Origin of the sequence: Natrinema versiforme, from assembly GCF_005576615.1 — an archaeon.
Classification (GTDB): domain Archaea; phylum Halobacteriota; class Halobacteria; order Halobacteriales; family Natrialbaceae; genus Natrinema; species Natrinema versiforme_A.
The window spans coordinates 2,397,140-2,420,277 of the sequence record NZ_CP040330.1 but is presented as its reverse complement, the minus strand read 5'-3'; the positions used below and the strand labels follow the sequence as shown (position 1 = coordinate 2,420,277).

The window sequence follows — 23,138 nt, the reverse complement described above, 5'->3', positions numbered from 1 at the left end:
GCCAAACCGAAGACTCAGCCGACGATCCGTCGTAGATAGTCGCCTTAGTCGTCGGCTGTCGTCTCCGCGTCCTTACCCAGCACTTCCTCGCGGTGCTCGTCTAACAGTGGCGCGCGACCGCGGGGCTCGGGGTTCGTCTCGCTCATCTTGATCGGGTTGCCCGCGATCTCGACGTCCCTGTCGGCACCCGGCTGTTCGACCGGCACGAGCATGTCTCGAGCGGCGACATGTGGATCGTCGAAGATCTCCTCGGTAGTTTGGACCGGGGCGGCGGGGACCCGTCCCTCGAGCGCGCCGACGAGTTCGTCGTTCGTCTGCTCGATGGCCCACGCGGCGAGTTCCTCGCGGAGGGCCTCGCGGTGCTCGAGTCGTTCGGGGGTCGTGGGGTACTCCTCGGCCAAGTCCTCGCGGCCCATCACGTCGCAGAGTTCGGCCCAGTGGTTGTTGTTGAACGCGGCGATGACGGCGTAGCCGTCGGCGGTTTCGAAGGCGTCGTAGGGGAACAGCGTCGGGTGGGAGTTACCCCGGCGGGTGGGGGCCTCGCCGGTGTAGGACTGCTGGTAGATGGCGCGCTCGGTGAAACTGAGCATCGAGTCGTACATGGCGGTGTCGACGTACTGGCCCTCGCCGGTCTGTTCGCGGTGGTTCACGGCGGCCAGAATGCCGATGCAGTTCAGCGTCGCGGTAAAGAGGTCGCCGACGCCGGGACCGGTCTTCGTGGGCGGGCCGTCGGGCTGGCCGGTGGTCTCCATGACGCCGCCCAGCGCCTGCGCGATGAGGTCGAAGGAGGGCTGGCCCTGCCGCTCGGTTTCGCCCGTCCGCGGGTCGCCGAAGCCCCGGATCGAGGAGTAGATGAGGTCCGGATTGTACTCCGTCAGCGTCTCGTAGCCCAGCCCGTACTTCTCCATCGTGCCCGAACGGTAGTTCTCGACGACGATGTCGGCCTCCTCGACGAGCGAGAGGAAGTCCTCGCGGTCTTCCTCCTCGCCGAAGTCCAGTTCGATGCTCTTCTTGCCGCGGTTGACGCTCTGGAAGTAGCCGCCGTAGGCTTCTTCCTCGGGATCGTCGACGAACGGCGGGTTCGACCGGATCATATCGCCGCCCGGTCGCTCGATCTTGACGACGTCCGCTCCGAGGTCCGCGAGCAGCATCGTACAGTACGGCCCAGCGAGCACCTGGGTCAGATCCACGACGCGAAGGTTCGAGAGTGCTCCCATGTGTGTAGCCACCTTGCGAAACCAGCACCTAAACTTTACTATCGATCATGAAGTTATCCTCGAGCATCGCGTTGAGTGTGAACGATCGCCATAGGGACGCTGTTAGGATGTATAAGGAGTATTATCATGGAAGATGATTAAGTTTATACCCGAGTTCCTCATGGTTCCGAACACGATGTCCCAAACGGTCGTCCTCGGCGTGATCGGCTCCGATGCCCACGTCGTTGGCATCACAATCTTAGAGCAAGCCTTCAGTGCAGCCGGCTTCGATGTCGTGAACCTCGGCGTTCAGACCTCCCAAGAGGAGTTCGCCGAGGCTGCGGTAGCCCACGACGCACAGGCTGTACTGGTCTCGTCGCTCTACGGCCACGCCGAGCAGGACTGTCAGGGATTCCACGGCGTCCTCGAGGAGCGGGGCGTCGACGCGGTCAGCTACATCGGCGGCAACCTCGCCGTCGGACAGGACGACTTCGAGCAGACCCGGAAGACCTTCCGGGAGCTCGGGTTCGACCGCGTCTTCGACTCCGAAACCGATCCCGAAGACGCGGTCGCCGCGCTGCGCGAGGATCTCCAGATCACACCGACGGAGTCGGAACGCGCCACGATTAGTTCCTAGATGATACGAGACGAACGGATTCCGTCCGACGAGCTACGGCGTATCGACGAGGAAATTCGGTCGAACTGGCCGACGGGCGAAGCCGTCGACTTCGAGGAAGCCATCGAGTACCACGAGTCGCTGCCGGATCACAAGCGATTCGCCGACATCCTCGAGTCGGCCGACAAACCCCTCCTCCAACCGCGGGCCGGCGTCCCCCGGCTCGACGACCAGATCGAACTGCTGCGATACCTCCATCAGGAGGGGCAGGCCGATCTCCTGCCGACCACCATCGACTCGTATACGCGCGACAACGAGTACGAGAAGGCCCAGCAGGGCCTCGACAAGGCCCTCGAGACGGGCGACGACACGCTCAACGGCTTCCCGGCGGTGAACCACGGCGTCGACGGCTGTCGCGAACTGATCGACGCGATCGACGCGCCGATCGAGGTCCGCCACGGCACCCCGGACGCTCGACTGCTCGCCGCGATTACCTTCGCCGGCGGCTTCCAGAGCTTCGAGGGCGGCCCGATCTCCTACAACATTCCGTACACGAAACGCCACGGCTTAGAGGAGACCATCGAGAAGTGGCAGTTCGTCGACCGGCTGGCGGGGGCCTACACCGAACGCGGCGTTCGGATCAACCGCGAGCCGTTCGGTCCCCTTACCGGCACCTTGGTCCCGCCGTCGATCGCGATCGCGATCATGATCGTCGAGGGCCAGCTCGCCGCCACGCAGGGCGTGCGCTCGATCACGCTCGGCTACGGGCAGGTCGGCAACGTCGTCCAGGACGTGGCCGCCCTGAACGCCCTGAAGAAACTCGGCAACGAGTACCTCCCGGACGAGGTCGTCGTCACGACCGTCTTCCACGAGTGGATGGGCGGCTTCCCGCCGGACGAGGCCCGCGCCAACGGCGTCATCAGCCTCGGGGGCATGACCGCCGCCATCGCTCGGCCGGACAAGGTCATCACCAAGTCCCCACAGGAGTTCCAGGGGGTGCCGACCAAGGAGGCCAACTCGGCCGGCCTGCGCACGACGCGGCAGGTCATCGACATGGCGATCGAACAGCAGATCGACATCGACGGCATCGAGGAGGAACAGGACCTCATCGAGCGCGAGACCCGGTGTCTGATGGACACCATCTTCGAGCACGGCGACGGCGACGTCGTCCAAGGGACGCTCAAAGCCTTCGACTCCGGCGCGCTCGACGTTCCGTTCGCACCCAGCGACAGCGCGGCGGGCGCTGTCCTGCCCGCCCGGGACGACGACGGTCGCGTCCGCATCTTCGAGTGGGCCGACCTCGAGATGGACGACGACATCAAGGAGATTCACAAGGCCAGACTGTCCCAGCGCGCCGACACCGAGGGCCGCGACCAGTCGTTCCGGATGGTCGCGGACGACGTCGACGCGATCAGCGACGGGAAACTCATCGGCCGACCACAGGGTGATGTCTGATATGGAAATTACAGGAATACACGCCACGCCCGGTTATTCCGGGTTCTTCTTCGACGACCAGCGCGCGATCAAGCGGGGCGCACAGCAGGACGGGTTCACCTACGAGGGCGACCCCGTCACCGACGGCTTCGACGAGATTCGCCAAGCCGGTGAGACGATCATCGTCGACATCGAACTCGCCGACGGTACCGTGGTGCGGGGCGACTGCGCCGCGGTCCAGTACTCCGGTGCCGGCGGGCGCGACCCGCTCTTTCAGGCCGCGGAGTACGCCCCCGTCATCGAGGGCCCCGTTGCCGACGAACTCGAGGGGCGGGACGCCACTGACTTTCTCGACAACGCGGAGGCCCTCGAGAACATGCAAGTAGACGTTCGAGGAAGCGGTGCTTCCTCGAGCCAACCAGACGCGAATGCGTCTGGTGCTGGCGACCGCCTGCACACGGCGATCCGCTACGGCGTCTCGCAGGCGCTGCTCGCCGCAGCGGCCGAGGCCGAGAACACGACGCGGACGGACGTGCTGGCCGATGCCTTGGGAACCGAGCCCGCGACGGAGCCGGTGCCGGTCTTCGGCCAGTCCGGCGACGACCGCTACAACAACACGGAAAAGATGTTCGTCAAGGGCGTGCCGGTCCTGCCCCACGCGCTGATCAACAGCGTCGAGAAGATCGGCGAGGACGGCGAGGTCCTGCTCGAGTACGTCGAGTGGCTCGTCGAGCGCTCGCAGGAGCTGGGGCCCGAGGGGTACGAGCCCCGCTTCCACATCGACGTCTACGGCATGATCGGCGAGATCTTCGCGGCACCCTACGACCGCGAGGAAGTGGTCGACTACTTCGCCGCGCTCGAGGCGGCCGCGGCCCCGTACCCGATCCAGATCGAGGGGCCGATGGACGCCGGGAATCGCGCGGATCAGATCGACGCGATGGTCGAACTCCGCGAGGGGCTGGCTGAGGCCGGCGTCGGCGTCGACATCGTGGCCGACGAGTGGTGTAACACCTTCGAGGACGTGCAGGCGTTCGTCGACGCCGAAGCGGCGGACCTCGTACAGGTCAAGACGCCCGACCTCGGGGGTATCCACCGCAGCGGGCAGGCCGTCCGCTACTGTGAGGGGACCGAAACACGAGCCTACCTCGGCGGCACCTGCAACGAGACGGAAACCTCCGCGCGGGCCTGCGCCCACGTCGCGCTCGCGACCGACGCCGCGCAGGTGCTCGCAAAGCCCGGGATGGGCTTCGACGAGGGGTACATGATCGTCGAGAACGAGATGCGGCGGACGATCGCCAGACGGGAACGGGAACAGTTAACGCCCGACACGGACACTGACGAGGTGACCGCAGATGACTAGGGAATCACAACGGGATTCCGACAACGGGAGCGGAGAGCGAAGCGAACCGCGACCGATTGACTGGACCGATCCCGACACGTTCGCACAGGCGCTCGAGCGGGCCGAGACCAAGGAGAAGGGCAATTTCTTCGAGGACTTCGCGGAGGGCGACCTCATCGAGCACGACCCCGGACTCACGCTCACTGAGTGGGGGAACCAACAGTGGATGAGCCAGACGCTCAATCACGACCCGGCCTACTGGCGGACCGACGCCGCGGCGGCACGCGGATTCGAGGAGCCGCCGATCCACCCGGACTACCTCACCGCCGCCACCCTCGGCATCACCGTCGAGGACCTGAGCGAGAAGGGGGGCTACTTCCTCGGGCGGACCGACGTGCGGTTCCCCGGGACGCCGGTCTACGCGGGCACTGAACTCCACGTCGAGAGCGAGGTCGTCAACTGCGCGACCTCGAGTTCCCGGCCCGAGTACGGCATCGTCTCGTGGCGCACCCGCGGCAAAGACGCCGCAACCGGCGACGTGCTCTGCTCCTACGAGCGCACGAACATGATCCCGCGCCGCGAGCCCGTGGCGACGGACGGGAGCGGCAGTGCCACGGCCGCCGAGGAAGACGGCGACGAGCCCGAACTCCCCGACGAGTTCATCTCGCCCGAGGGCGGCTACTACGAGGACTTCGTCGAGGCCCTCGAGCGAGCCGGCGACGAGAACGCAGCTGTCGCCTATCGACACGAACGGGGTCGCACGCAGGACGACGTGACCGTCGCGTCCCTGCCGCTGGCGACGCTCAACACGGCCAAACAACACCACAACGTCGACGTGATGGCCGACTCGCCGTCGGGCGACATCGTCACCTACGGCGACGTGACCCGGTCGACCGCGCTGGGCCACGCCCGCTCGGACGAGCGGACGTGGCGCGAGGTCGGCTTCGACGACGAATCGTTCCACACGTTCGTCGCCGTGGGCGACACCGTCTACGCGTTCACGCGCGTGATCGAGGCCGAAGCCACGGCCTCGAGCGACGAGGCCGGCACCGTCACCTTCGAGCACATCGCGTTCAATCAGGACGACGAACCGGTCTACTCGGGGACGCGAACCGCCGAGATCCGAACGCGACCGAACTGAGACGCACGACCAGACGAACGACCGCAGCCAACCGCGAATCCAGACACGACCACAGACACATGAGCGAGGACATCCGACTCTGCCGCACGTTCCAGACCGCACCGGCCGCCGTTCCGAAAGACGACTCGGCGAAGTACCTGACCTCCGCGCTCGAGGCGGAGGGTTTCCAGGCCCCCGACTGGCTCGTCCCCGACATGGAAGACGGGACCGCACCGGACATGAAAGCCGAGGGGCTCGAGAACACCATCGAGAAGGTGCCCCAGTATGAGTTCCCCGGTGAGATCTGGCCCCGCGTCGAGTGGAGCTACGAGGACGAGGAGTACTGCGAGAAAGGGCGCGACCAGATCGACCGCCTCGTCGGCGAGCTCGGCGACGAGATCGACGGCGTCGTCGTCCCCAAGGTCGGCCGCCTCGAGGACGTGAAACGCGCCGCCGAGGTCGTCGCCGAGGCCGAGGCCGAACACGGCTACGACGACGGCTCGATCGGCCTCTCGATCATCATCGAAACCGGCCGCGCCCGCTCGGACCTCCGCGAAATCTCGAAGTTCGGCGAGGACTCCCGACTCACCGCACTCGTCTTCGGCCCCGTCGACTACGCCGCCGAACTCGGCGGTCGGGACCTCGGCGACGGCATGCCCCGCTGGGACGGCCTGCTCGAGGCCCTCTCGAACGAGGCCAGCGCCGGCAGCCTGCTCTCGATCGGCGGCCCCTTCGACGACCTGTTCAAAGAGCGTGCCGGCCTGACCTACTACAACGCCGACGAGTACGCCGACCAGGTCGAACACGAAGCGCAACTCGGCCTTGACGGCTCGTGGTCGCTGTACCCTAAGCAGACGATCCAGGCCAACACCGTCCACATGCCCACGCCTGAGGAACTCGAGCGCGACGTCCACAAGATCGAGCGGTTCAACGAGGCAAAACGCGAGGGCACCGGCGCGGTCACCATCGACGGCCAGATGGTCGACGAAGCCACGTTCAAGAACTTCCGCAACACCGTCCAGAAGGTCCGCGCCATCGACGACATCCGACCCGCACAGACCGAGGAGTACTACGACGAGGATCTGCTCGACCGGGCGCGGGACCTCGAGCTGTCGTACCGCTGAACGGTCGAATCACGCTGAATCGCCGGCCGATCGATCTAGTTTTCGGCGTCGGTAGATCGGTATCGGAGCCGCTCACCGTTTGCCCTCCGTCTCTCGGTAGCGGTGTCCGCGACTCTCGCCGCCGTCGAGTAGTTATCAGACCTGACAGCCGGAAAACAATAATTTACTATGATCGTAAGGATTAATAATAGGTGTGGGATGGGTACGATTCACGCATGGCGTTTATACCGCTGCAAGCGGTGGACTTCGCGCATAGTCCGTTAATTACGTTCGTCATCGGTCTTATCGCAGTCGTCGCGTTGCTGGTCTGGCTCGACCTCCCGGCGTTTATTGGCTTGATCATCGCCGGGTTCACCGTCGGCGTCGTCAACACGGTCTTCGTCGCCGACTTCGGCGCGTCCGATGCCGGCTCTCAAGTCGCGACCGCCTTCGGGGAGAACATGGCCGGGATCGGTATCCCGATCCTGATGGCCGCAGTCATCGGCAAATCGATGCTCGAGAGCGGGGCGGCCCAGCGGATCGTCCGGAGCTTTCAGAACGTCCTCGGCGAGTCCAACTCGGACATCTCCCTGCTGGGAAGCAGTTCCTTCCTCGCCGTCCCCGTCTTCTTCGACAGCGTCTTCTACCTCATGGCACCCCTCGCACGGTCGATGCGCGCCCGCGTGGGTCGGGACTACACGCTGTTCATCGTCGTCGTCGGGGCCGGCGCGGCGACCACGCACGTCTTCGTCCCCCCGACGCCGGGTCCGTTGGCCGTCGCGGCCGAACTCGAGACGGATCTGGGGATGACGATCGCCATCGGAATCGCGACCGCCATCCCGGCGGCGATCGTCGCCGGCCTCGTCTACGGCCGGTGGATCAACGCCAGGCTCGACATCCCGTTGCGCGACACGATGTCGACGACGACCGAGGAACTCGAGACCGTCGCCGACAAGCCGACGAGTTCCCTCCCAGGCATGCTCGAGTCGTCGGCACCGATCGTGCTGGCCGTCGTCCTCATCGCTTCGCTGACCGTCGTCGAGGGGTTCCAGGAAGTCGTGCCCGCGCTTGGCGTCATCGAGCCGGTCGCCGCGTTCCTCGGCGGCAAGAACGTCGCGCTCACGATCGCCGCCCTCGCCGCGGCGTACACCTTCATGCGGCACAACAACCTTTCCCAGAGCGAGTGGACTGACGAACTCACGGAGGCGCTAAAAAGCGGCGGTAACATCGCGGCGATCACCGCCGCCGGTGGTGCCTTCGGTGCGCTCCTCGCCGCCTCCGGGATCGGCGACTACCTCGCAGGTGCCCTCCAGGGCATCGGTATCGGCCTGCTGGTCACTGCGTGGCTCATCGCCGCGATCGTTCGCATCGCGCAGGGATCGGCGACGGCCGCGATGCTCACCGCCGCCGGGATCATGGCCCCGCTCACCGGCCAGCTCGAGGTGCACGTCGCCTATCTCGTGATGGTGATCGGCGCTGGTGCCAACATCTTCTCGTGGTACAACGATTCCGGCTTCTGGCTGGTCAAGGAGATCGGCGGACTCACGCAGGGCGAGACGCTCCGAACGTGGACCGTCCTGACGACGATCATCTCCGTCTCCGGACTGCTCACGAGCCTGCTGCTCTCGACGCTCTTCCCGCTCGCATAGATCCGGAGCGGTTCTTCTGCTTTGGCGCTCTCTTTTCACTAGCTAGCGCTTGGTGTCGCGTCTCTTCGAGCCGTCCGGACTGATCGACCACCGCGATGGCGCGCGCTGTTGGCCGGCTGAGTGAAAGCGAAGCCGGCCGACAACAGTGTGCGAGGGATGAGTGAAGCGAGCAGGGCGAGCGAACGAATCGGTTGGGGAGGGCGTGGCGATTCCGTGTTGCCACGATAACAGGACTAGCGGTTTCAATCACGGTATTAGATCTTGTCCGACCTGTTCTCCCCCCCTTGTTGCGTGTGGTCAAGAATTGTTGGGAATAGTAGGGATTGTATTTGAACCACGGTCGTTTCGCTCGCTGATTCAAATTCTACTGTTTAGATCGCAGAAACGCTCTTGATCGGATGGGTTAGAGCCAGCCAACATCTGTCTTTGCGTCCTCAGCCATTACTCTAACATCTCGTGCCTTTTCGACGGCATTTCTGGTTGGAGGCCCCTGTTCAGAACTGGCGCGTGTATTTCTTATTCTATCAGCTCTCAGGAAGGCCCGTGCGTTTTCACATTCGGCTGCTAACTCTTCACAACGGTTGAGGATTTCAGTGTCAACATCACTTGGGGAATCCATTAAATGCTCCGTCAGTCGTCCAATTACGCCTGATAGTGCATCCCCAATATAATCCCCACTTCCGTTAAAATCCTCTGAGTGAATTCGTTCTACTCGTTTCGCTAATAATATCGTTGTGTTATACCATTCTTTCAATTCTTTACGTTGTTTTCGCCGGCTTTGATATTCTGAATAGGATATTCCAATGAAGCCACTAATAGCCCCACCGAGAACTGTTAGTATCCCGACAGCAAGATCATTCACCATATTTCAGATATAGAAGTGGAATGTATTTAACCCAATGATGAAACGCTATGACAGTCGTAGGATCTTCCTAATAGGGCCCCCATCTGTCTCTCAATATATCTATGATCGATAGTATGCTGTAAATAGAAACTATAAAGATAAATGATAATCCGATGATGGCAATTGGTTGCTCAATGCCTACACCTGTTGATGACTCGTTCACGGTATTCGACCAACCTGCAAGAAGACCGAAGATAAGCGAAAATACGGAAATCAATAGGCCAACGGTGCTGGCAGTGGCAAAATTTAGAATGTCAAACTTATCGTCTATCCGTCCCAACTGAGAGTAGTGTTCTTGGAGTGTTACCCGTCGTGCCATTCTGTGGGTTAATATACTGCTTGTGAGTGACCCAATCCAGAAGACAATTCCATTAATTGTATAAGATGAATTGATAACATTCTCGATGTAGTCACTTCCACCTGTGTTCAATGTCAGAGAAAGTATTGAAATGTATATTACAATTAAATACAAACCTGCTCTAAATATATTTAGGGCATCATCCCCAATCGCTCTAAGAGAGTCTCTCTCATTTGCGCCAATTTCACTCACACTATCTGACATTGCTACGGCCATATACTGCTACTCCTATAAGGATACAGATTCTGTAGCACATTATCGCTTCTCTCGGTGAGATCCTTATCTAGGTGAGAGCAGTTCGAGGATAGAGCTGATGGTGATACGATCCCTTAAAATCGCAAGGAAGCAGTGGGGATGGGATTTGAACCACGGTCGTTCCACTCGCTGCGCTCGTTTCACTCCCTGATTCAAATCCCATCGACCTCGCTGTCGCTCACGGGATTGTTCGCGACAGCAACGGTGGGGATGGGATTTGAACCCATGAGGCTTGACAGCCACCTGCTCTCAAGGCAGGCGCGTTGGGCCGCTCTGCCACCACGTGGAGTCTCCCTACGGTTCGACTCCACTATTCCCGCCGAAATCGTACGATTTCGGACGGAACCCACCTCACCTCGTGTTCGCTCTCGCTAAGGGAGTGACCAAACCATGATGCTAATCCAAGCTCGATTGGATGAATTATTGATCGAAATAGGGTATCGAATATAATGACAGTACACGAGGAAGCTGACTTCGATACTCAACGTACGCCAGATAAGGACACAATCAGTACTGATGAGGGAACGATTGTTCTTATCCCTGAGCCAACGAGAGAGCGATTGAATACTAAGCAGCGGACTGACTACCGACATCACCGTGAAGAACTAATCAACTGGATGCTACACCTCGGGAAAGATCCTGATTCAGCCAAGGGATATTCCTTCGATGTAGTAAAGCGGCGTGCTCACGATACTGACGTATTCTATAGATGGGTCTGGGACAACAACGATGGATACACTACTGCTGTTACGACAGACCATGCAGATACCTATACACAAGAGTTAGCCTATAGTGACTACAGTGAGAGCCACAAGTCGAATATCCAGAAATCGCTGAAGATGTTCTTTCGGTTCAAAGGGGATGAGTGGGAACCAGAAATCACCTTCAATGGCGCTACAGGAACATCACCACAGGACTATTTGACCAGAGAGGAACGTCAGAGGCTTAGAGAAGCAGCACTGCAATGGGACTCTATTCCCGCTTATGCAGCTATGTCGCCAGAAGAACGACAGCGGTGGAAAGAATACCTATCTTATCGTCTTGACAAACCAGTATCAGCAGTACAGCCCTCTGACTTTGAAAACGCAGAGGGATTCAAATACGCCTCTCTCATTTGTGTCTCACTTGATGCTGGTTTACGCCCCATTGAAGTAGCGAGGGCAACAGTCCAGTGGGTCGATATCGATAACGCAGTTCTCCGTATCCCCAAAGAAGAGTCGAGTAAGAACCGTGAGAACTGGATTGTCTCACTACAGCGATCTACAGCAGAGTTGCTACAGAATTGGCTCAGGGAGAGACAACTGTACGATAAGTATACAGATAGTGATCAACTCTGGTTAACCCGTCACGGAAATCCATACCGCTCATCGTCGCTCAAATACGTACTCGAAAAAATAGCAGAGGTAGCAAACATCAATATGGAGAATCGCTCACTAACATGGTACAGTCTTCGCCACTCTGTAGGGACGTATATGGCGAGAGAGGGTGGCCTTGCAGCGGCACAGAGCCAGTTACGGCACCAATCCCCCCGAACGACCTTCAAGTACGATCAAGCCCCTGTAGAAGACCGCAGGAACGCTCTTGATCGTATGGGATAGTTCTCTTTCTGAATCTGTTAATCGGGTTCTCAACCAGTAGCCAGAAATATGGGACCCAATTGGCCGAAGGGGGATTCCATATATGCTGAGATAAATTTGGTTCTCTCACGGAAAGTCATTCCACCCCAGCCCTGTGAATTAGTGCCACGGCAATGGTTCTAATTTCCAAGGGGTGGGAGAAGGGAATATACACAAGTTCTTTGTCTACTTGCTTACGGGGAGTATCATTGAGGCGCTTCTTTATAAGTGATATTCGGCTTGGAGAGACTAACCGCCACTTTGATAAGCGAATAGTTCTAACAACTTGTGTAGAACATGGTAGCCATTGAGGAAGCAAGCAGTGGGCGTAAGAAATGCTGGTTGAACCGTGACGAATGCAAGCAACTCGAGCAAGCAGCAGGTCGAACCGATTGGCAAAGGGAGATCGCTATTCAATTCATGACACAGTGCGGCCTTCGGAGTGATGAAGTACCAAAGGTCACACTGAACGATATTCGGTGGAGCGAAGAAGGTGACTGTTGGCTGTTCCAGGTAGAGGGTAAGAACACAGACGGTGGAGATCCGAAAATGCGTGATGCGTGGATGCCAGAGAGAGTAGAGCGGAATATCTCTAAGTTCACTCGAGAAAGAGATCGGGATGAAGATGAATCAATTATCTCAGTATCAGCATCGTCAGTCCGTAGATGGGTCCGTGAAGCCGCTCAAGACGTAGCAGAGGAAACTGATAATGAAAGATGGATCAACGTATCTTCCCATGATCTACGCCGCTCATGGGCCAATTACCACCTCACAGAAAGGGAAAACACTGTTGACGCCCGTACTATGATGAATATCGGTGGGTGGAATAGCTATAATGCGATCAAACCCTATCTCCATGCGCCAACTGAACGACGTATTGGAACAGCCATGGCGGAATAACCCTCAATTATCTCCTAAGCCAATTGCAGACTCATAGATCCGTCTCAAGATTGTCTGAATGGTTTCCATCGTCTTGAAACCGAAACGTCCCTCGAGCCAAACTATGGACATAGGAAGAGCTTCACCTACTTGGGTAAGTATTAAGTTGATACAGTTCATAGTATTGTAGTAAGGTGGGGAGTGTAGTGGTTGCGGTGCGGTTCTAAGGGAATTTCTGTGTCCTATTCGGATTGATTTTCTTTTTCCTCTTCAGGCTGAAGTACTGCTAAGCGGAAGGAGTTATATTTTTCAAACTCGCAGTATTGCAAATCAACATTCTCAGTCGTGTTATCGCCGAATTTACCCAACTGTTGGCTGGTTGCACCTACCTCTTCCTCGTTTCTATACAATCTCACTCCGATATAGCCTTCCGCTGGTTTCTGATTTGCGAAAACTACAGAAATCGTCGCCCTGCAAGCTCCATCGATTGAATATTCGACTGATTCGATTGCAGTCTCATTGTGCTCTTCAGTGGTCCCAACATACTCTGCGTTCATCACAGGATCTTCCTGTTGCTCACCATTCCCATTACCTTCATTACTGCTACTCGAGAGACATCCACTAACCAGGACAGTACCGAATGCTGTGAGTACCTTTCTCCTTTCCATATCAGAGTGACAGGGTACCGAATGGAAAAGTCTTCTTAGAATGTGAATTGCATTCACTGTTGTTTCTGCGATATCCCTCCTAATGAGATTCTGGCCCTTACGTGCGTGCGCTCAAGCAAGGCATGGCCGTCCGCGAAAATAGGAGGATATCAGCGCGAAAAACTACCTTTCCGTTACTACACTATCCCCATGTCCCTACAACCGATATCGATCTATCCCCTTATACAGTCGATCGAGAGTACCTTGCTGGAATCCATAACACACGTATGGTAGAAGTTCATTCCGCTCTTGAGGATCGTCAGTCACCTGTTCTGCCGCCCAGAGAATCTCTTCCCTCGGATTGATCTTTGTTCCATTGGGGAATTGGTCTGCTACCCCGCTTGCAAGATCCTGCGCGTATTCGTAGCCACTTCGAACTGCTGCACGTTCGTTTTCCGCCATCATGGACTGCATCGGTACTTCCCTCTCTCGAGTACTTTCACTTAATTTCATATCACCAATAACTCCCCAAATGAATACCAGATAGTTACCGAATCACTACCTCTTTCGGTTTTTCAGGCCAAATCGCAAGACTGCATGGCTGTTGTTTTCACTTTCACCCCGATTTTATAAGTATTCGAATTTACCTGTAATTAGTCACATAATAGAGGCAGTAGGACAGAGCGACCTATGAAATTGGCTGACCCAATCACTCGAGTTAGCCAGTGAATCACCAATGTACGAGAGAATTGGTGATCTAAACGGGTGAACTGTCATGCTGTCTGTGCTACACAATTATGGCAAGTCGAGATAAGACCGTACGAGTCTCAGAACGCGAAAAGTTCGTCGTTAAGACCACCAAGCACCTGATTTACGGGGATAGTTTCGTTCCCCAAGGAAAGGTAATTGAAGAGGGTTGCAAGGCCCTACTGCGTGAAGAGGGTGAAGAAACGATTGAGGAAATTTTCTAATAATGGCTGCTATCAATAAATATCGAGTTAGCGAGGGAGAGAGTATCGAACTACCTACAAACATTACTGAAAGTGCGATCCATGTTAGTGGAGAATGGTTGTATGTGGTTGAAGATGAAAGTGAAACTACTGCAACCTATACACGTCGTAGGGAATTGGCGGGTAACAACCCACAGCCCCCTATCGCCACTGATGTGTTAGTTCTTAATTTTGACTCAACCAGTTTCGAGTATCTTGAGGAAGTCTAAGAATGGCTACAGAAATCTATTCAACTGATTTCAAACCCGAGAGCGGGAAAATCGTCGAGTTGCCAAGTAACATCAAGCGGATCACCACTGATAGACTTGGTAGCCCACAGTTGGGATATGGCACACTTCACATTGGAGTAGGTGGTATTGGAGAGATAACTGAATACGTAATTCTGGCTGTTGATGAGGGAGAAATTGAGTTAGAATCTGGCAGCCAGTTTCTTGCAGTTGATTGTGCGACAGAGAAGGCATTTTACGCAGTTCCAAGGAGTGAATATTAATATGATTGAAGCGAAGGACATTATCGAGGGGAGAAAGCGGGATGGAAAGGCAAAAGAAGGGCGTTCAGACGACGTAGAAGAGATTCTGTCTGATAGAGAGATAGTTGGCTTTCAGACTGAATTGCCCCTCTTAGAACGCGGATATAGTGATTACCCAGATGAAGGGGAGTTGTTGAGACCCAGTAACAACGACATCGAAAAACTCGCTAATCATGGGAGTATCCATGACAAGGAAGAGATAGCCGCCGAATTGAACGTGGATGTAGGAGTTGTGGATAAAGCTGCGGAGCTTCACGGGATTGACCTTCCAACAGGCGGGAGTTTTGATGTATCTGTTTCCCGTCTTGACCAACTTCTTGGCGACGAGCTACCAGAGGACATGATCGATCCACAGAACCCGCTTTTCTTGTCAATCCTCTATCTTGAACATGGTCTCTCTATCAGCGAAATGGCTGATATTCTGGCCGAGAATTTTTCTACCGCCAATATCCGCTCGAGTGAAGTTCGACAGACTCTCGTTGATACTCGTGTTTTGAAGGGGAAAACGAGTGCGGAGCAAGAAGAACGCCATAAGCAGAATCGGGGTGAGGTGAACCGAACAACCAACGGTGGAATCAATATCAGCACATCTCAATTCTAATGGATGAAATCACCACTGTTTGCGGTGAGACAGAGTACCGTTCTGAGAACGACACTGAAAATGAAGAGGGGTCTAAGGAATTTAAATAAATATGGTCGAATTTCTACAATTAGAGTCTGTTAACCTACTTGGGAAGTGGGAAAATCCACTACTCCAAGAGGAAACTTATCGGTTCTATGTTGATGTAAGTAACTGTCCTGCTGACGTGACAAGTGCTGTCTATAGTGGAAGTGGTGTGAATCCAAGTGACGACGCAACTGCCAGTGTCATTTCAAGTGAGCAACTTAGCTACAATAGATACAGAGCACACATAGAACTGAAAGTTGAAACTGAAGAGCTTGATCTTGAGAAAGATCAACTTGGAATAACAGTTTCCGCCGAACACGAGGAGAGTTTCACTGGTGCTCGGAGACAGGATTTCAATCTCTCAGAATACGTCGATCCAGACAATCTCACTACTCAAAGTCTCGTTCGCGACCTCTCTACAAAGTCAGAAAACCCGCCAAAAAAGGCTGAGGCTCGAGTGGAGATTAAAGATGGCGACGAATGGGTCCGAATTCCGATAACGCTCTGTGAGTTGTGGATCAACAAAGATGGTCCAGCGGATATCACCCGCACTGCAAAGGTTGAATTCCCCGCTGAATGGGATGGCGAATCTATCATTCAGTATATCAATGGTTTCCAGACCGATGGAGACGAGTACGACGAATGTAGGATCTATCTCTACGATCATGATTATGACACCTACCAGATAGCCCACTATGGCTACGTGGGTGGAGTAGGTCCAGCGAGTCAGAATGGTTCAATGAAAATGTGGGTCTACGACCCTGCGGACCTAATGAGAGGCATTCAGGTCTCCAAGTCGTATGAAGAACCAACGATAGAGCAAGTTATTAACTTCGCCATTGATGGAGTTGATGAAGCGTCACGTCCTGTTGGTATTCAACGTCGTACCATTTTTGACGACGTGAAAACGTATATTGCTGGTATTCAGTCGGTTAAAGCGGAGAAAGAAGATACGTCCAACCTCGGTGGAAACGAAGCTCGTTCGGAAGACTTTGCACTTACTGGCGATCTACCAGTTGTAGGTCAATTCCAACTCAACGTTGACGATCTTGTCGACGATATATTTGATTGGGCGTTTGGCACTGACATAACCAGCGGAATTAGAGGTGGCCAAAAACACTTCCAGATGAATCGTAATAATATGGTTGATCTTCTAAATTGGTTTGCTGGAAGGCTTGATGGGAAGTGGCACTTTGAACCGAGCGAGCAGGGACCAGTTCTCCTTTTCGATAACACGAATGCTGGTCTTGGAGAGCCAAGTGAAGACACTGATATTGGTGCCTTCAGTCGTAGATTGTTTTCCGACGAGGAGTGGAAAGAAGCAGGCGATGCAACTGGCGATATAAGTGACATAACTGATCGTGATGCCTTCGCGACAATAACCACCCTCGAGAATCAGGCTCTCTACGACATTAAACCATTCAACACGTTAGAAGTGTATGGTGAATCGCACATGGAAGCCATGACAAGAAGTGTGGAGGAGGGGAGCTATCGTCCAAGTGCGTGGACATCTTCACGTTTTGCTCGAGTGAAAGTGACGTACCCACCGCTACTCGAGCGGACAGGTGGGTATGAGTATTCTGGTCCTGTTGTAGAAGCTGATACAAAAGTACTTGAAGACACAATTCGGGAAGCAAAGAAGGAATTTAGAAAACATCTCGAAGAAGAAACTGAAGGAAATATCACAATCAAAGGAGAGCCATACATTCTCCCATACGATTATATCAAATCAGTAATGGCTTGTAATGGTGTGTTCGAAAACAGCGATATGCCACCTATCACGTATGAAGTGAATGGTGTTAAACACCGCGTTGCGGCTGATGAGCGGTATACGACCGAACTTGGCGTTAGCATATCATTCGATGAAACGCAACTCGAGATAGAATCCGAATATATGCAAGAATGAAATAATATTCTTTCTCGCCCCACGGTTGCATAAATTTTTAAACAGTTAATTCGACAGCGGAACACTGTCGATTTCTTTCCCATGTCTCAAGCAAGTACATATAGTTACGATTGTAGAGTTGGCGAGCAGATCGGTGAAACAGACGATGAACAACCTGTTGTTGCAGGCAAAGGTGATGGTTCTCTTACCAGCGGTGAAGCCTTAAAAGATCAAGATAGACCGAAAAATCGGCATGCAGCCCAAGGACAGCAACGAACGACGTTTCATGCCGATCAAGCCAAAGACTCAGCAAAATATAGTCGACTTTGGAAACATCAGCATGGCTACTACAATGATGATACTGGTAAAAGATCAAACGCTGATAAGGTGAAACTTGCAGAGTCGTTGTGTGACTCACTCCACCTTTCTACCCGCCTCAAAGACGATGTGAAACGTTTGGTTCAACAGTTGGATGGAAGAGGCTTCAATAGGTTTGGCGGGCTTGAGGCGCTTGCTCTTGGCTCTATTTTAGTTGCTCAAAATAGGACAATAGAGCGGCCAGAAGAGTATGAAGATAGGATTCAGGTGAGAGATATCATGGACCACAATGGTGAACGTGTATACAATCACGATCTCCCTCGATTCAAGCACCTTGCCGAGAAATACAGTGTAGATTGGAGAAAAGCAGCTACAAAAGTAAAAGAACTGACAAGCGAGTGATAAGGAACAGATAGTCTCACCCGCTTATCCCATGTCTGACGATAATACATTCGATATTTCGGTTGATATCGATAATGGTTTGCTTTGTAGAAGTTCTTCTAACTCCTACATCAAGTAAGACTGAATTTGATACTTATAAAGGATTGAAAGACAGATCCAGTTGAATGCGGAGGGGAGTTTCACAGGATTATGCTTTCTTCCCAACCAACACCGTTTTAGGAGTGCTCCGTAGGTGGAGGTGCTATTCTTACGTTCTTTCGTAAAACCCGAATCCCCACCTTGTGTGGGGAGAGGGTTTTGTGAACCTGAATTTTTTCTACTACCTGTATTGGAGTACCAATGTGATCCATCTCACCAACCTACTTCATCAATAGATGCTACTGTTCTTGATCCCTTATAAAAGATAATGTGGTGGAATACCAAGGTGAAGTCGTTCCACTTTCATACCGTATCTGGGGTGGGTAGCACTACTACAAGGCGGTTGCTTGCGGGGAATGCGGTAAGAATCCCTCCCGATGCTGTAACCGTAGCGAGGTTTGAGATTCAATCCTACTTCGATTAGCCTTGGACCACCGTGGCGGAGATTTATCACCGTGGATCAATCTTATCTGGGTGAGAGCGACTCGAGGATTGACAAGTTGGTGATCGGTTTCACCAAAATCGCAAGGAAGCGGTGGGGATGGGATTTGAACCCATGAGGCTTGACAGCCACCTGCTCTCAAGGCAGGCGCGTTGGGCCGCTCTGCCACCCCACCTCACCTCCCGCTTTGCCACACGTTCAAAAAGGGTTGTCGGTCTATTCGCGCTCGAGGCTGCCGTCGTCCCCGACCGTCAGCCCGAGTTCGTCCACGAGCGCCGCCGTCGCTTCCGCGCCCGGTCGCTTGGCCGCCTGCCGGGCCTCGAGTCCGGCGACGGTCGCTCGGAGCCCGGCCGGGGTCGCCACGGTCGGGAGCGTGGGCGCGAACCCGACGCCGAGACCGCCCTCGCTCGCGCGGCGGCTCAGCGTCGAGAGCGCCGGCGTGGCGTACGCGTCGGCGAAATCGATCGGGTCCGAAAAGCCCGCGAAATAGACGCTCCCCTCGTCGGACGGGCCGAGGACGACCTCGTGGCGGCGCAGCGACATCGCCGCCCCGTCGATCTCCGTCCGGTTGACCAGCGGCACCGTGGGCTCGAGCACCCCCACGCTCTGGGCCCCTTCCTGCTCGAGCAGGTGCGTGACGGTGTTGCCGACGCGAGCCGACCGGCTCGAGCCGACCTGCCGTTCGAAGCGGACCTCTGCATCGCCGCCGAGCGCGTCGAGGGCGAGCGCCCGAACCTCGGCTTCGGCGTCGCCGTCGGCGTGTGCCTCCGGCAGGGTCTCGGCGTCGCGATAATTGAGCAGAAGGTCGCCGCCGCTCCCTGCGACGGCCCACAGGACATCGGCGACGGCGGCCTCGTAGAGCGAGCGCGCCTCGGCGTCGGTCAGCGGCGTCTGGTCGACGAGCGACGAGAGAACGAGCCCGTCTCGCGGCGGATCGACCGGAACGACGACGATCATACTCGATACTCGAGCGCACGGTCCTTGAACGCGGCGCTTCCGCGGATCGAGTGGCCGAACGAGCGACGGGATGGCGACGAATTATAATGGAGTAGCGTCTCCGGTCCGGTATGGACGAACGATCGATCGCCGGCCTGCTCGGGACGCTCGTGATCGTCGCGCTCGCAGCCCTCGGCGTCTACGGATTCGGCAGCGGCTACCTGACCAATACCTCCGGCGAGTACTTCGCGTCCACGATCGGCGTGCTCGCCGTCGTGGTCCTCGTCGTCGGCGCGTTGACCCTCGTCGGTGCCCGATCGAAACGCTGGCTCGAGAACGCCTACTGGTAGTCACCTGCAGTCGCAGGTATCGCAGTCACCTATCGTCCCCGCCGGCCCTTCGTCTGCCGATAGTCCGTCGCCATCAGCTCCGCGAAGGCCTCGAGCCACGCTTGGGTCTGGTCGTCCGTCTGCTCGCGCGGCTCGATCATGGGGACGAGTTCGAACCCGCGACCCCGAATCCGTTCGGCGTGATCGTCGGGCAGCGCGAGATCCTCGACCGGCGTCGTCGTGTACTCGACGCCGAGTTCCGTCAGCGCCCGCTCGCCGACGGGAACGAGGATCTCGGGGTTGATCATCCGAATCTCGGCGCTGAGATAGGGTTCGCAGTTGCCGATCTCCTCGTCGGTCGGCTGCCGGTCAGGGTCCCGACAGCGGGTGAGGTTCGTCAGGTAGACGTTCTCGAGTTCGGGTTCCTGGGCCGGCGCGGTCACGTCACAGAGGCCCAGCCGCTCGAGCATCCGTCGCAACCCGCCGTCGCCGTCGCTGCCACCCTCGCCGGCGAAGGGGATGCCGGTCTCGTCCGCCCGCGCCGTCGGGCGCTCGCCGACGAACAGGAAGTCAGCGCCGACGTCGCCGTAGCCGTGGACGACCTGCGTGCGCGTCTCACAGAGCGCCGGACAGTTCGTACACTCCTCGTCCATGCCGTAGGGGTTCGCTCGAGACCGTTGATTCGCGTCCACACTCGTTTCTCGCGTGGCAGCCCCAAAAGCGACGCGCTCCCGCTGGCTCTCGGTCCGCCGCCCGAAAAGGTGGGGGACGACTCGATGGCGAGCTCAGCGGCCGAGACCGCCGCGCTCGTTGACCTCGAGAATGAACTTCACGTTGCGGACGATCTCCTCGGGCGAGGTCTCCTCGGTCTCGTCGTAGAGGTCGCTCGTTCGGTACAGGATGTTGGCGAGCTGTTTGCTCTCGCTGGTGTCGCCGCGAACGTCATCGGCGATCTCGCGGAGGCGCTTGACGCGCTCGGGATCGGGGTCGAACCCGTCGTCGTTGTCGGCGGCGGTTCCCTCCCCGCCGTCGTCGCGGCCGGAACTCATCGGTCGGGCGAGGCGGCCTCGCTGCGCCGGGTCTGGGAGATCCCTTGCCGGTGGACGATCCCGGTGTTGTTGGCGACGTTCTCGGTGATCGTGCGCAGGGCGTCGCTGGTCCCGTCCGCGTCCTTGAGGACCGTCGGCTTGCCGCCGTCGCCGCCCTCGCGGACGGCCGGATCGAGCGGGATCGAGCCGAGGAAGGGCAGTTCGTGTTCGTCGGCGAACTCCTCGCCGCCGCCGGAGCCGAAGATGTCGTGTTCGCCGCCGCAGTCGGGGCAGGCGAACGTCGACATGTTCTCGGCGATGCCGAGCACGACGGTATCGTGTTTGGCGAACATCTCGAGGCCCTTGCGGGCGTCGTCGAGCGCGACGTCCTGTGGCGTCGTGACGATGACCGCGCCGGTGACGGGCATCGTCTGGAGCATCGTCAGCTGGGTGTCGCCGGTCCCCGGCGGAAGGTCGACGACGAGGTAGTCCAGATGGCCCCACTCGACGTCCTCGGTCAACTGGGTGATGACTTTGTGGACCATCGGACCGCGCCAGATGACGGGGTCGTCCTCGCCGGTGAGGAAGGCCATGCTCATCAGCTTCACGCCGTACTTCTCGGGGGGAACGAGGGTTTCGTCCTCCGTCGCCATCGGCGGCTCGTCGGCGTCGACCATCCGCGGGACGTTCGGCCCGTAGACGTCGGCATCGAAGAGGCCGACGCGCGCGCCGAGCTGCGAGAGGCCGGCCGCGAGGTTGACCGCAACGGTCGACTTGCCGACGCCGCCCTTCCCGGAGGCGACGGCGATGACGTTCTTGACGTTCGGCAGCACCTGTTCCTCGCTGGTCAGATCGTCGCGATCGGGGACGCTCGCGGTCAGGTCCGGCTCGAGGCCCTCGGCGGTCAGGACCTCGCGGACCTCCGCGGCGATGTCGCTCTCGGTCGGCGAGTAGGGAGCCCCCAGCGCGAGGTCGATGTCGACCTGCTCGCCGTCGACGGTGATGTCGTTGACGAGCCCGAGCGACACGATATCGTCGCCGAGTTCCGGATCCTCGACCGCACGGAGATGGTCGCGAACGGCGTCTTCGTCCATGTCACTAGCTACTTGCCAGCGTCGAAAAGGGTTGTGTTCGAACCCGTTCGGCCGACGCAGCTGTCCGCTTCAATGGCGAACCGACGATCAGTCCCGCGTGACGGGCTCGTTCCTGTCCTGCCAGATGCTCTCGCCGTCGGAAGCGCGTTCGAGGCCGAGGAGACCACCGACGACGCTCGGATCTTCGGGACTGTCCATGCGGTACAGATCTAGCGACGAAGCGCCATCGTACTCGGTCGAAATCACGAGCGAGATCATCTCTCGGTGGTCCGGAACGCCGTCGGGCATTTCCCCGATGGGACGGCCGTCCACATCGACCAACCGACGAACGAACTCGCCGTTGTTCCCTTCCCAGAGCGTGTCGCCGTCGCGACGAACACAGAGTACGTGACATCGATCGCCCCTGTCGAGATCGTCGGGGAACGACGGATCGTCCATCCCCTCGAACTCGAAGGGTGCGTGGTCTTCGCACATCACGATGTCGCTGGCCAATTCGCCCTCCTCGAGGTCGCGAAACGGGTCCACGTACGTGCGCCGTTGACGTTCGATTTCGGCGCGTAGCTCCGCGAGTGATTCGCCCCCGAAGAGGTAGTCGTCCGTCGACGGAGCGGGTCCAGAGTCCGTGTCACTGCGATCAGTCCCCGGTATCGTCGACTCGCGGACGAGTACGGCACCGTTTTCGAGGTCGCAGACGTTCCGCGCCGGTGCCTCGAGTAGCCGCTCACGACCCCCAAACTGCTCGTGAAACGGCTCACCGAACACCGTTACCCACCCCAGCCGCTCAAGGCGGGTCTTCGGCGGATACCCCTCCGGATACGGATGGACGTCCTGATGGGGATAGGGGATCCATCCGACGGCGAGCCACGGGTCGATCTCGACGGCAAGGTCCGCAATCGCATCGGCGAGCCGATCTGCGCGGTCGCGGGCCGTATCAAGCGGGACATCATACTCTTCGAATGCGGATTCATCCGGCCCGTCAAGCCACAGTACCGTGTCCGGCGCCTCGGCTGATGCCTCGAAATCGAACCGAACCTCGATGGGATAGTCGTCGAGTCGAACTTCGATACTCCCGCCGTTCCCTGTCGCGATGTCGGCGGCAGCGTCGTCGAGCGCGGTGTCTGTATCAAGACCGTTCTCGCGAAGTCGCTCGACGGTCCGGCGGACGAACGGCTCGCCATCCGGCATCTCGTCGGCGAAAAAGAGCGTCCTCGTCGAGTAGCTCCCTCCCATACGCCGACCTGAAG

General features: G+C 57.4%; 23 protein-coding genes and 2 tRNA genes. 14 read left to right on the top strand and 11 right to left on the bottom strand.

Annotated features, from left to right (window positions below; all coding sequences use genetic code 11):
* Positions 1-44: 44 nt before the first annotated feature.
* Entirely contained in the window at positions 45-1,217 is a 1,173-nt protein-coding gene (mct, locus tag FEJ81_RS11915) for a succinyl-CoA:mesaconate CoA-transferase (RefSeq protein ID WP_138245497.1), read from the bottom strand.
* 160 nt (positions 1,218-1,377) lie between these two features.
* Between mct and glmS the strand changes: the two genes are divergently transcribed.
* From glmS to FEJ81_RS11885, 6 genes are all read left to right on the top strand, one after another.
* Entirely contained in the window at positions 1,378-1,833 is a 456-nt protein-coding gene (glmS, locus tag FEJ81_RS11910; protein WP_138246776.1) for a methylaspartate mutase subunit S, read from the top strand.
* Positions 1,834-3,267, top strand: coding sequence for a methylaspartate mutase subunit E (locus FEJ81_RS11905; RefSeq protein ID WP_138245496.1), 1,434 nt, complete (start codon positions 1,834-1,836; stop codon positions 3,265-3,267).
* Between the two features lies 1 nt (position 3,268).
* Entirely contained in the window at positions 3,269-4,606 is a 1,338-nt protein-coding gene (locus tag FEJ81_RS11900; RefSeq protein ID WP_138245495.1) for a methylaspartate ammonia-lyase, read from the top strand.
* Positions 4,599-5,726, top strand: coding sequence for a 2-methylfumaryl-CoA hydratase (gene mch, locus FEJ81_RS11895; RefSeq protein WP_138245494.1), 1,128 nt, complete (start codon positions 4,599-4,601; stop codon positions 5,724-5,726). Before FEJ81_RS11900 ends, mch begins: the two co-directional genes overlap by 8 nt.
* A gap of 59 nt (positions 5,727-5,785) precedes the next feature.
* Positions 5,786-6,829: an L-malyl-CoA/beta-methylmalyl-CoA lyase gene (citE, locus tag FEJ81_RS11890; protein WP_138245493.1), complete on the top strand. Its 1,044-nt coding sequence runs from the start codon at positions 5,786-5,788 to the stop codon at positions 6,827-6,829.
* 215 nt (positions 6,830-7,044) lie between these two features.
* Positions 7,045-8,457 carry a GntP family permease gene (locus tag FEJ81_RS11885; RefSeq protein WP_138245492.1) on the top strand — a complete coding sequence of 471 codons (1,413 nt, stop codon included), beginning with the start codon at positions 7,045-7,047 and terminating at the stop codon, positions 8,455-8,457.
* Between the two features lie 403 nt (positions 8,458-8,860).
* Here FEJ81_RS11885 and FEJ81_RS11880 read toward each other — a convergent pair whose 3' ends face one another.
* The 3 genes from FEJ81_RS11880 to FEJ81_RS11870 form a co-directional block, all read right to left on the bottom strand.
* Entirely contained in the window at positions 8,861-9,322 is a 462-nt protein-coding gene (locus FEJ81_RS11880) for a hypothetical protein (RefSeq protein WP_138245491.1), read from the bottom strand.
* Between the two features lie 67 nt (positions 9,323-9,389).
* A complete protein-coding gene (locus tag FEJ81_RS11875; protein WP_138245490.1) occupies positions 9,390-9,923 on the bottom strand; it encodes a hypothetical protein in 534 nt (177 codons plus the stop codon).
* Positions 9,924-10,174: 251 nt separating this feature from the next.
* Positions 10,175-10,259, bottom strand: a tRNA-Ser gene (locus tag FEJ81_RS11870).
* Between the two features lie 164 nt (positions 10,260-10,423).
* Between FEJ81_RS11870 and FEJ81_RS11865 the strand changes: the two genes are divergently transcribed.
* A complete protein-coding gene (locus tag FEJ81_RS11865) occupies positions 10,424-11,572 on the top strand; it encodes a tyrosine-type recombinase/integrase (RefSeq protein ID WP_138245489.1) in 1,149 nt (382 codons plus the stop codon).
* A 315-nt stretch (positions 11,573-11,887) separates the two neighbouring features.
* Positions 11,888-12,490 carry a site-specific integrase gene (locus FEJ81_RS11860; protein WP_138245488.1) on the top strand — a complete coding sequence of 201 codons (603 nt, stop codon included), beginning with the start codon at positions 11,888-11,890 and terminating at the stop codon, positions 12,488-12,490.
* A gap of 221 nt (positions 12,491-12,711) precedes the next feature.
* On the opposite strand, the gene FEJ81_RS11855 is transcribed toward FEJ81_RS11860, so the two are convergent.
* Entirely contained in the window at positions 12,712-13,137 is a 426-nt protein-coding gene (locus FEJ81_RS11855; RefSeq protein WP_138245487.1) for a hypothetical protein, read from the bottom strand.
* A gap of 952 nt (positions 13,138-14,089) precedes the next feature.
* On the opposite strand from FEJ81_RS11855, the gene FEJ81_RS11850 reads away from it, so the two are divergent.
* The 5 genes from FEJ81_RS11850 to FEJ81_RS11830 all read left to right on the top strand — a co-directional run bounded on the left by FEJ81_RS11850 (position 14,090) and on the right by FEJ81_RS11830 (position 17,927).
* Complete coding sequence (locus FEJ81_RS11850; RefSeq protein WP_138245486.1) at positions 14,090-14,335, top strand: hypothetical protein; 246 nt, start codon at positions 14,090-14,092, stop codon at positions 14,333-14,335.
* A 2-nt stretch (positions 14,336-14,337) separates the two neighbouring features.
* Positions 14,338-14,616, top strand: a complete 279-nt coding sequence (locus FEJ81_RS11845) for a hypothetical protein (protein ID WP_138245485.1) — start codon at positions 14,338-14,340, stop codon at positions 14,614-14,616.
* Position 14,617: 1 nt separating this feature from the next.
* Positions 14,618-15,256, top strand: coding sequence for a hypothetical protein (locus FEJ81_RS11840; RefSeq protein ID WP_138245484.1), 639 nt, complete (start codon positions 14,618-14,620; stop codon positions 15,254-15,256).
* A 91-nt stretch (positions 15,257-15,347) separates the two neighbouring features.
* Positions 15,348-17,228: a hypothetical protein gene (locus FEJ81_RS11835; RefSeq protein ID WP_138245483.1), complete on the top strand. Its 1,881-nt coding sequence runs from the start codon at positions 15,348-15,350 to the stop codon at positions 17,226-17,228.
* Positions 17,229-17,309: 81 nt separating this feature from the next.
* On the top strand, positions 17,310-17,927 hold the full coding sequence (locus FEJ81_RS11830; protein ID WP_138245482.1) for a hypothetical protein: 618 nt from the start codon (positions 17,310-17,312) through the stop codon (positions 17,925-17,927).
* Positions 17,928-18,598: 671 nt separating this feature from the next.
* Here FEJ81_RS11830 and FEJ81_RS11825 read toward each other — a convergent pair.
* Together FEJ81_RS11825 and FEJ81_RS11820 are read right to left on the bottom strand one after the other, a co-directional pair.
* A tRNA-Ser gene (locus FEJ81_RS11825) sits at positions 18,599-18,682 on the bottom strand.
* Between the two features lie 41 nt (positions 18,683-18,723).
* Entirely contained in the window at positions 18,724-19,464 is a 741-nt protein-coding gene (locus tag FEJ81_RS11820) for a hypothetical protein (RefSeq protein WP_138245481.1), read from the bottom strand.
* Between the two features lie 110 nt (positions 19,465-19,574).
* On the opposite strand from FEJ81_RS11820, the gene FEJ81_RS11815 reads away from it, so the two are divergent.
* Positions 19,575-19,793 carry a hypothetical protein gene (locus tag FEJ81_RS11815; RefSeq protein WP_138245480.1) on the top strand — a complete coding sequence of 73 codons (219 nt, stop codon included), beginning with the start codon at positions 19,575-19,577 and terminating at the stop codon, positions 19,791-19,793.
* Between the two features lie 29 nt (positions 19,794-19,822).
* Here the strand turns inward: FEJ81_RS11815 and FEJ81_RS11810 are convergent, their stop codons facing one another.
* The 4 genes from FEJ81_RS11810 to FEJ81_RS11795 all read right to left on the bottom strand — a co-directional run bounded on the left by FEJ81_RS11810 (position 19,823) and on the right by FEJ81_RS11795 (position 23,124).
* Positions 19,823-20,425 carry a uracil-DNA glycosylase gene (locus FEJ81_RS11810; RefSeq protein ID WP_138246775.1) on the bottom strand — a complete coding sequence of 201 codons (603 nt, stop codon included), beginning with the start codon at positions 20,423-20,425 and terminating at the stop codon, positions 19,823-19,825.
* Between the two features lie 132 nt (positions 20,426-20,557).
* The gene (locus tag FEJ81_RS11805) at positions 20,558-20,821 is read right to left on the bottom strand and encodes a hypothetical protein (RefSeq protein ID WP_138245479.1); all 264 of its coding nucleotides are present in this window, start codon (positions 20,819-20,821) and stop codon (positions 20,558-20,560) included.
* Positions 20,818-21,894 carry an Mrp/NBP35 family ATP-binding protein gene (locus FEJ81_RS11800; RefSeq protein WP_138245478.1) on the bottom strand — a complete coding sequence of 359 codons (1,077 nt, stop codon included), beginning with the start codon at positions 21,892-21,894 and terminating at the stop codon, positions 20,818-20,820. The genes FEJ81_RS11805 and FEJ81_RS11800 overlap by 4 nt, the downstream gene beginning before the upstream one ends.
* Positions 21,895-21,981: 87 nt before the next feature.
* Entirely contained in the window at positions 21,982-23,124 is a 1,143-nt protein-coding gene (locus tag FEJ81_RS11795; protein ID WP_138245477.1) for a hypothetical protein, read from the bottom strand.
* Between the last annotated feature and the right edge of the window lie 14 nt (positions 23,125-23,138).

Coding starts and splice junctions, on each gene's coding strand:
- FEJ81_RS11840 (WP_138245484.1), top strand. CDS start 14,618: ATGATTGAAGCGAAGGACATTATCGAGGGGAGAAAGCGGGATGGAAAG.
- FEJ81_RS11820 (WP_138245481.1), bottom strand. CDS start 19,464: ATGATCGTCGTCGTTCCGGTCGATCCGCCGCGAGACGGGCTCGTTCTC.
- FEJ81_RS11845 (WP_138245485.1), top strand. CDS start 14,338: ATGGCTACAGAAATCTATTCAACTGATTTCAAACCCGAGAGCGGGAAA.
- FEJ81_RS11835 (WP_138245483.1), top strand. CDS start 15,348: ATGGTCGAATTTCTACAATTAGAGTCTGTTAACCTACTTGGGAAGTGG.
- FEJ81_RS11865 (WP_138245489.1), top strand. CDS start 10,424: ATGACAGTACACGAGGAAGCTGACTTCGATACTCAACGTACGCCAGAT.
- FEJ81_RS11875 (WP_138245490.1), bottom strand. CDS start 9,923: ATGTCAGATAGTGTGAGTGAAATTGGCGCAAATGAGAGAGACTCTCTT.
- FEJ81_RS11800 (WP_138245478.1), bottom strand. CDS start 21,894: ATGGACGAAGACGCCGTTCGCGACCATCTCCGTGCGGTCGAGGATCCG.
- FEJ81_RS11830 (WP_138245482.1), top strand. CDS start 17,310: ATGTCTCAAGCAAGTACATATAGTTACGATTGTAGAGTTGGCGAGCAG.
- FEJ81_RS11850 (WP_138245486.1), top strand. CDS start 14,090: ATGGCTGCTATCAATAAATATCGAGTTAGCGAGGGAGAGAGTATCGAA.
- FEJ81_RS11885 (WP_138245492.1), top strand. CDS start 7,045: ATGGCGTTTATACCGCTGCAAGCGGTGGACTTCGCGCATAGTCCGTTA.
- FEJ81_RS11905 (WP_138245496.1), top strand. CDS start 1,834: ATGATACGAGACGAACGGATTCCGTCCGACGAGCTACGGCGTATCGAC.
- FEJ81_RS11855 (WP_138245487.1), bottom strand. CDS start 13,137: ATGGAAAGGAGAAAGGTACTCACAGCATTCGGTACTGTCCTGGTTAGT.
- FEJ81_RS11810 (WP_138246775.1), bottom strand. CDS start 20,425: ATGGACGAGGAGTGTACGAACTGTCCGGCGCTCTGTGAGACGCGCACG.
- mct (WP_138245497.1), bottom strand. CDS start 1,217: ATGGGAGCACTCTCGAACCTTCGCGTCGTGGATCTGACCCAGGTGCTC.
- FEJ81_RS11815 (WP_138245480.1), top strand. CDS start 19,575: ATGGACGAACGATCGATCGCCGGCCTGCTCGGGACGCTCGTGATCGTC.
- FEJ81_RS11795 (WP_138245477.1), bottom strand. CDS start 23,124: ATGGGAGGGAGCTACTCGACGAGGACGCTCTTTTTCGCCGACGAGATG.
- mch (WP_138245494.1), top strand. CDS start 4,599: ATGACTAGGGAATCACAACGGGATTCCGACAACGGGAGCGGAGAGCGA.
- FEJ81_RS11900 (WP_138245495.1), top strand. CDS start 3,269: ATGGAAATTACAGGAATACACGCCACGCCCGGTTATTCCGGGTTCTTC.
- glmS (WP_138246776.1), top strand. CDS start 1,378: ATGGTTCCGAACACGATGTCCCAAACGGTCGTCCTCGGCGTGATCGGC.
- FEJ81_RS11880 (WP_138245491.1), bottom strand. CDS start 9,322: ATGGTGAATGATCTTGCTGTCGGGATACTAACAGTTCTCGGTGGGGCT.
- citE (WP_138245493.1), top strand. CDS start 5,786: ATGAGCGAGGACATCCGACTCTGCCGCACGTTCCAGACCGCACCGGCC.
- FEJ81_RS11805 (WP_138245479.1), bottom strand. CDS start 20,821: ATGAGTTCCGGCCGCGACGACGGCGGGGAGGGAACCGCCGCCGACAAC.
- FEJ81_RS11860 (WP_138245488.1), top strand. CDS start 11,888: ATGGTAGCCATTGAGGAAGCAAGCAGTGGGCGTAAGAAATGCTGGTTG.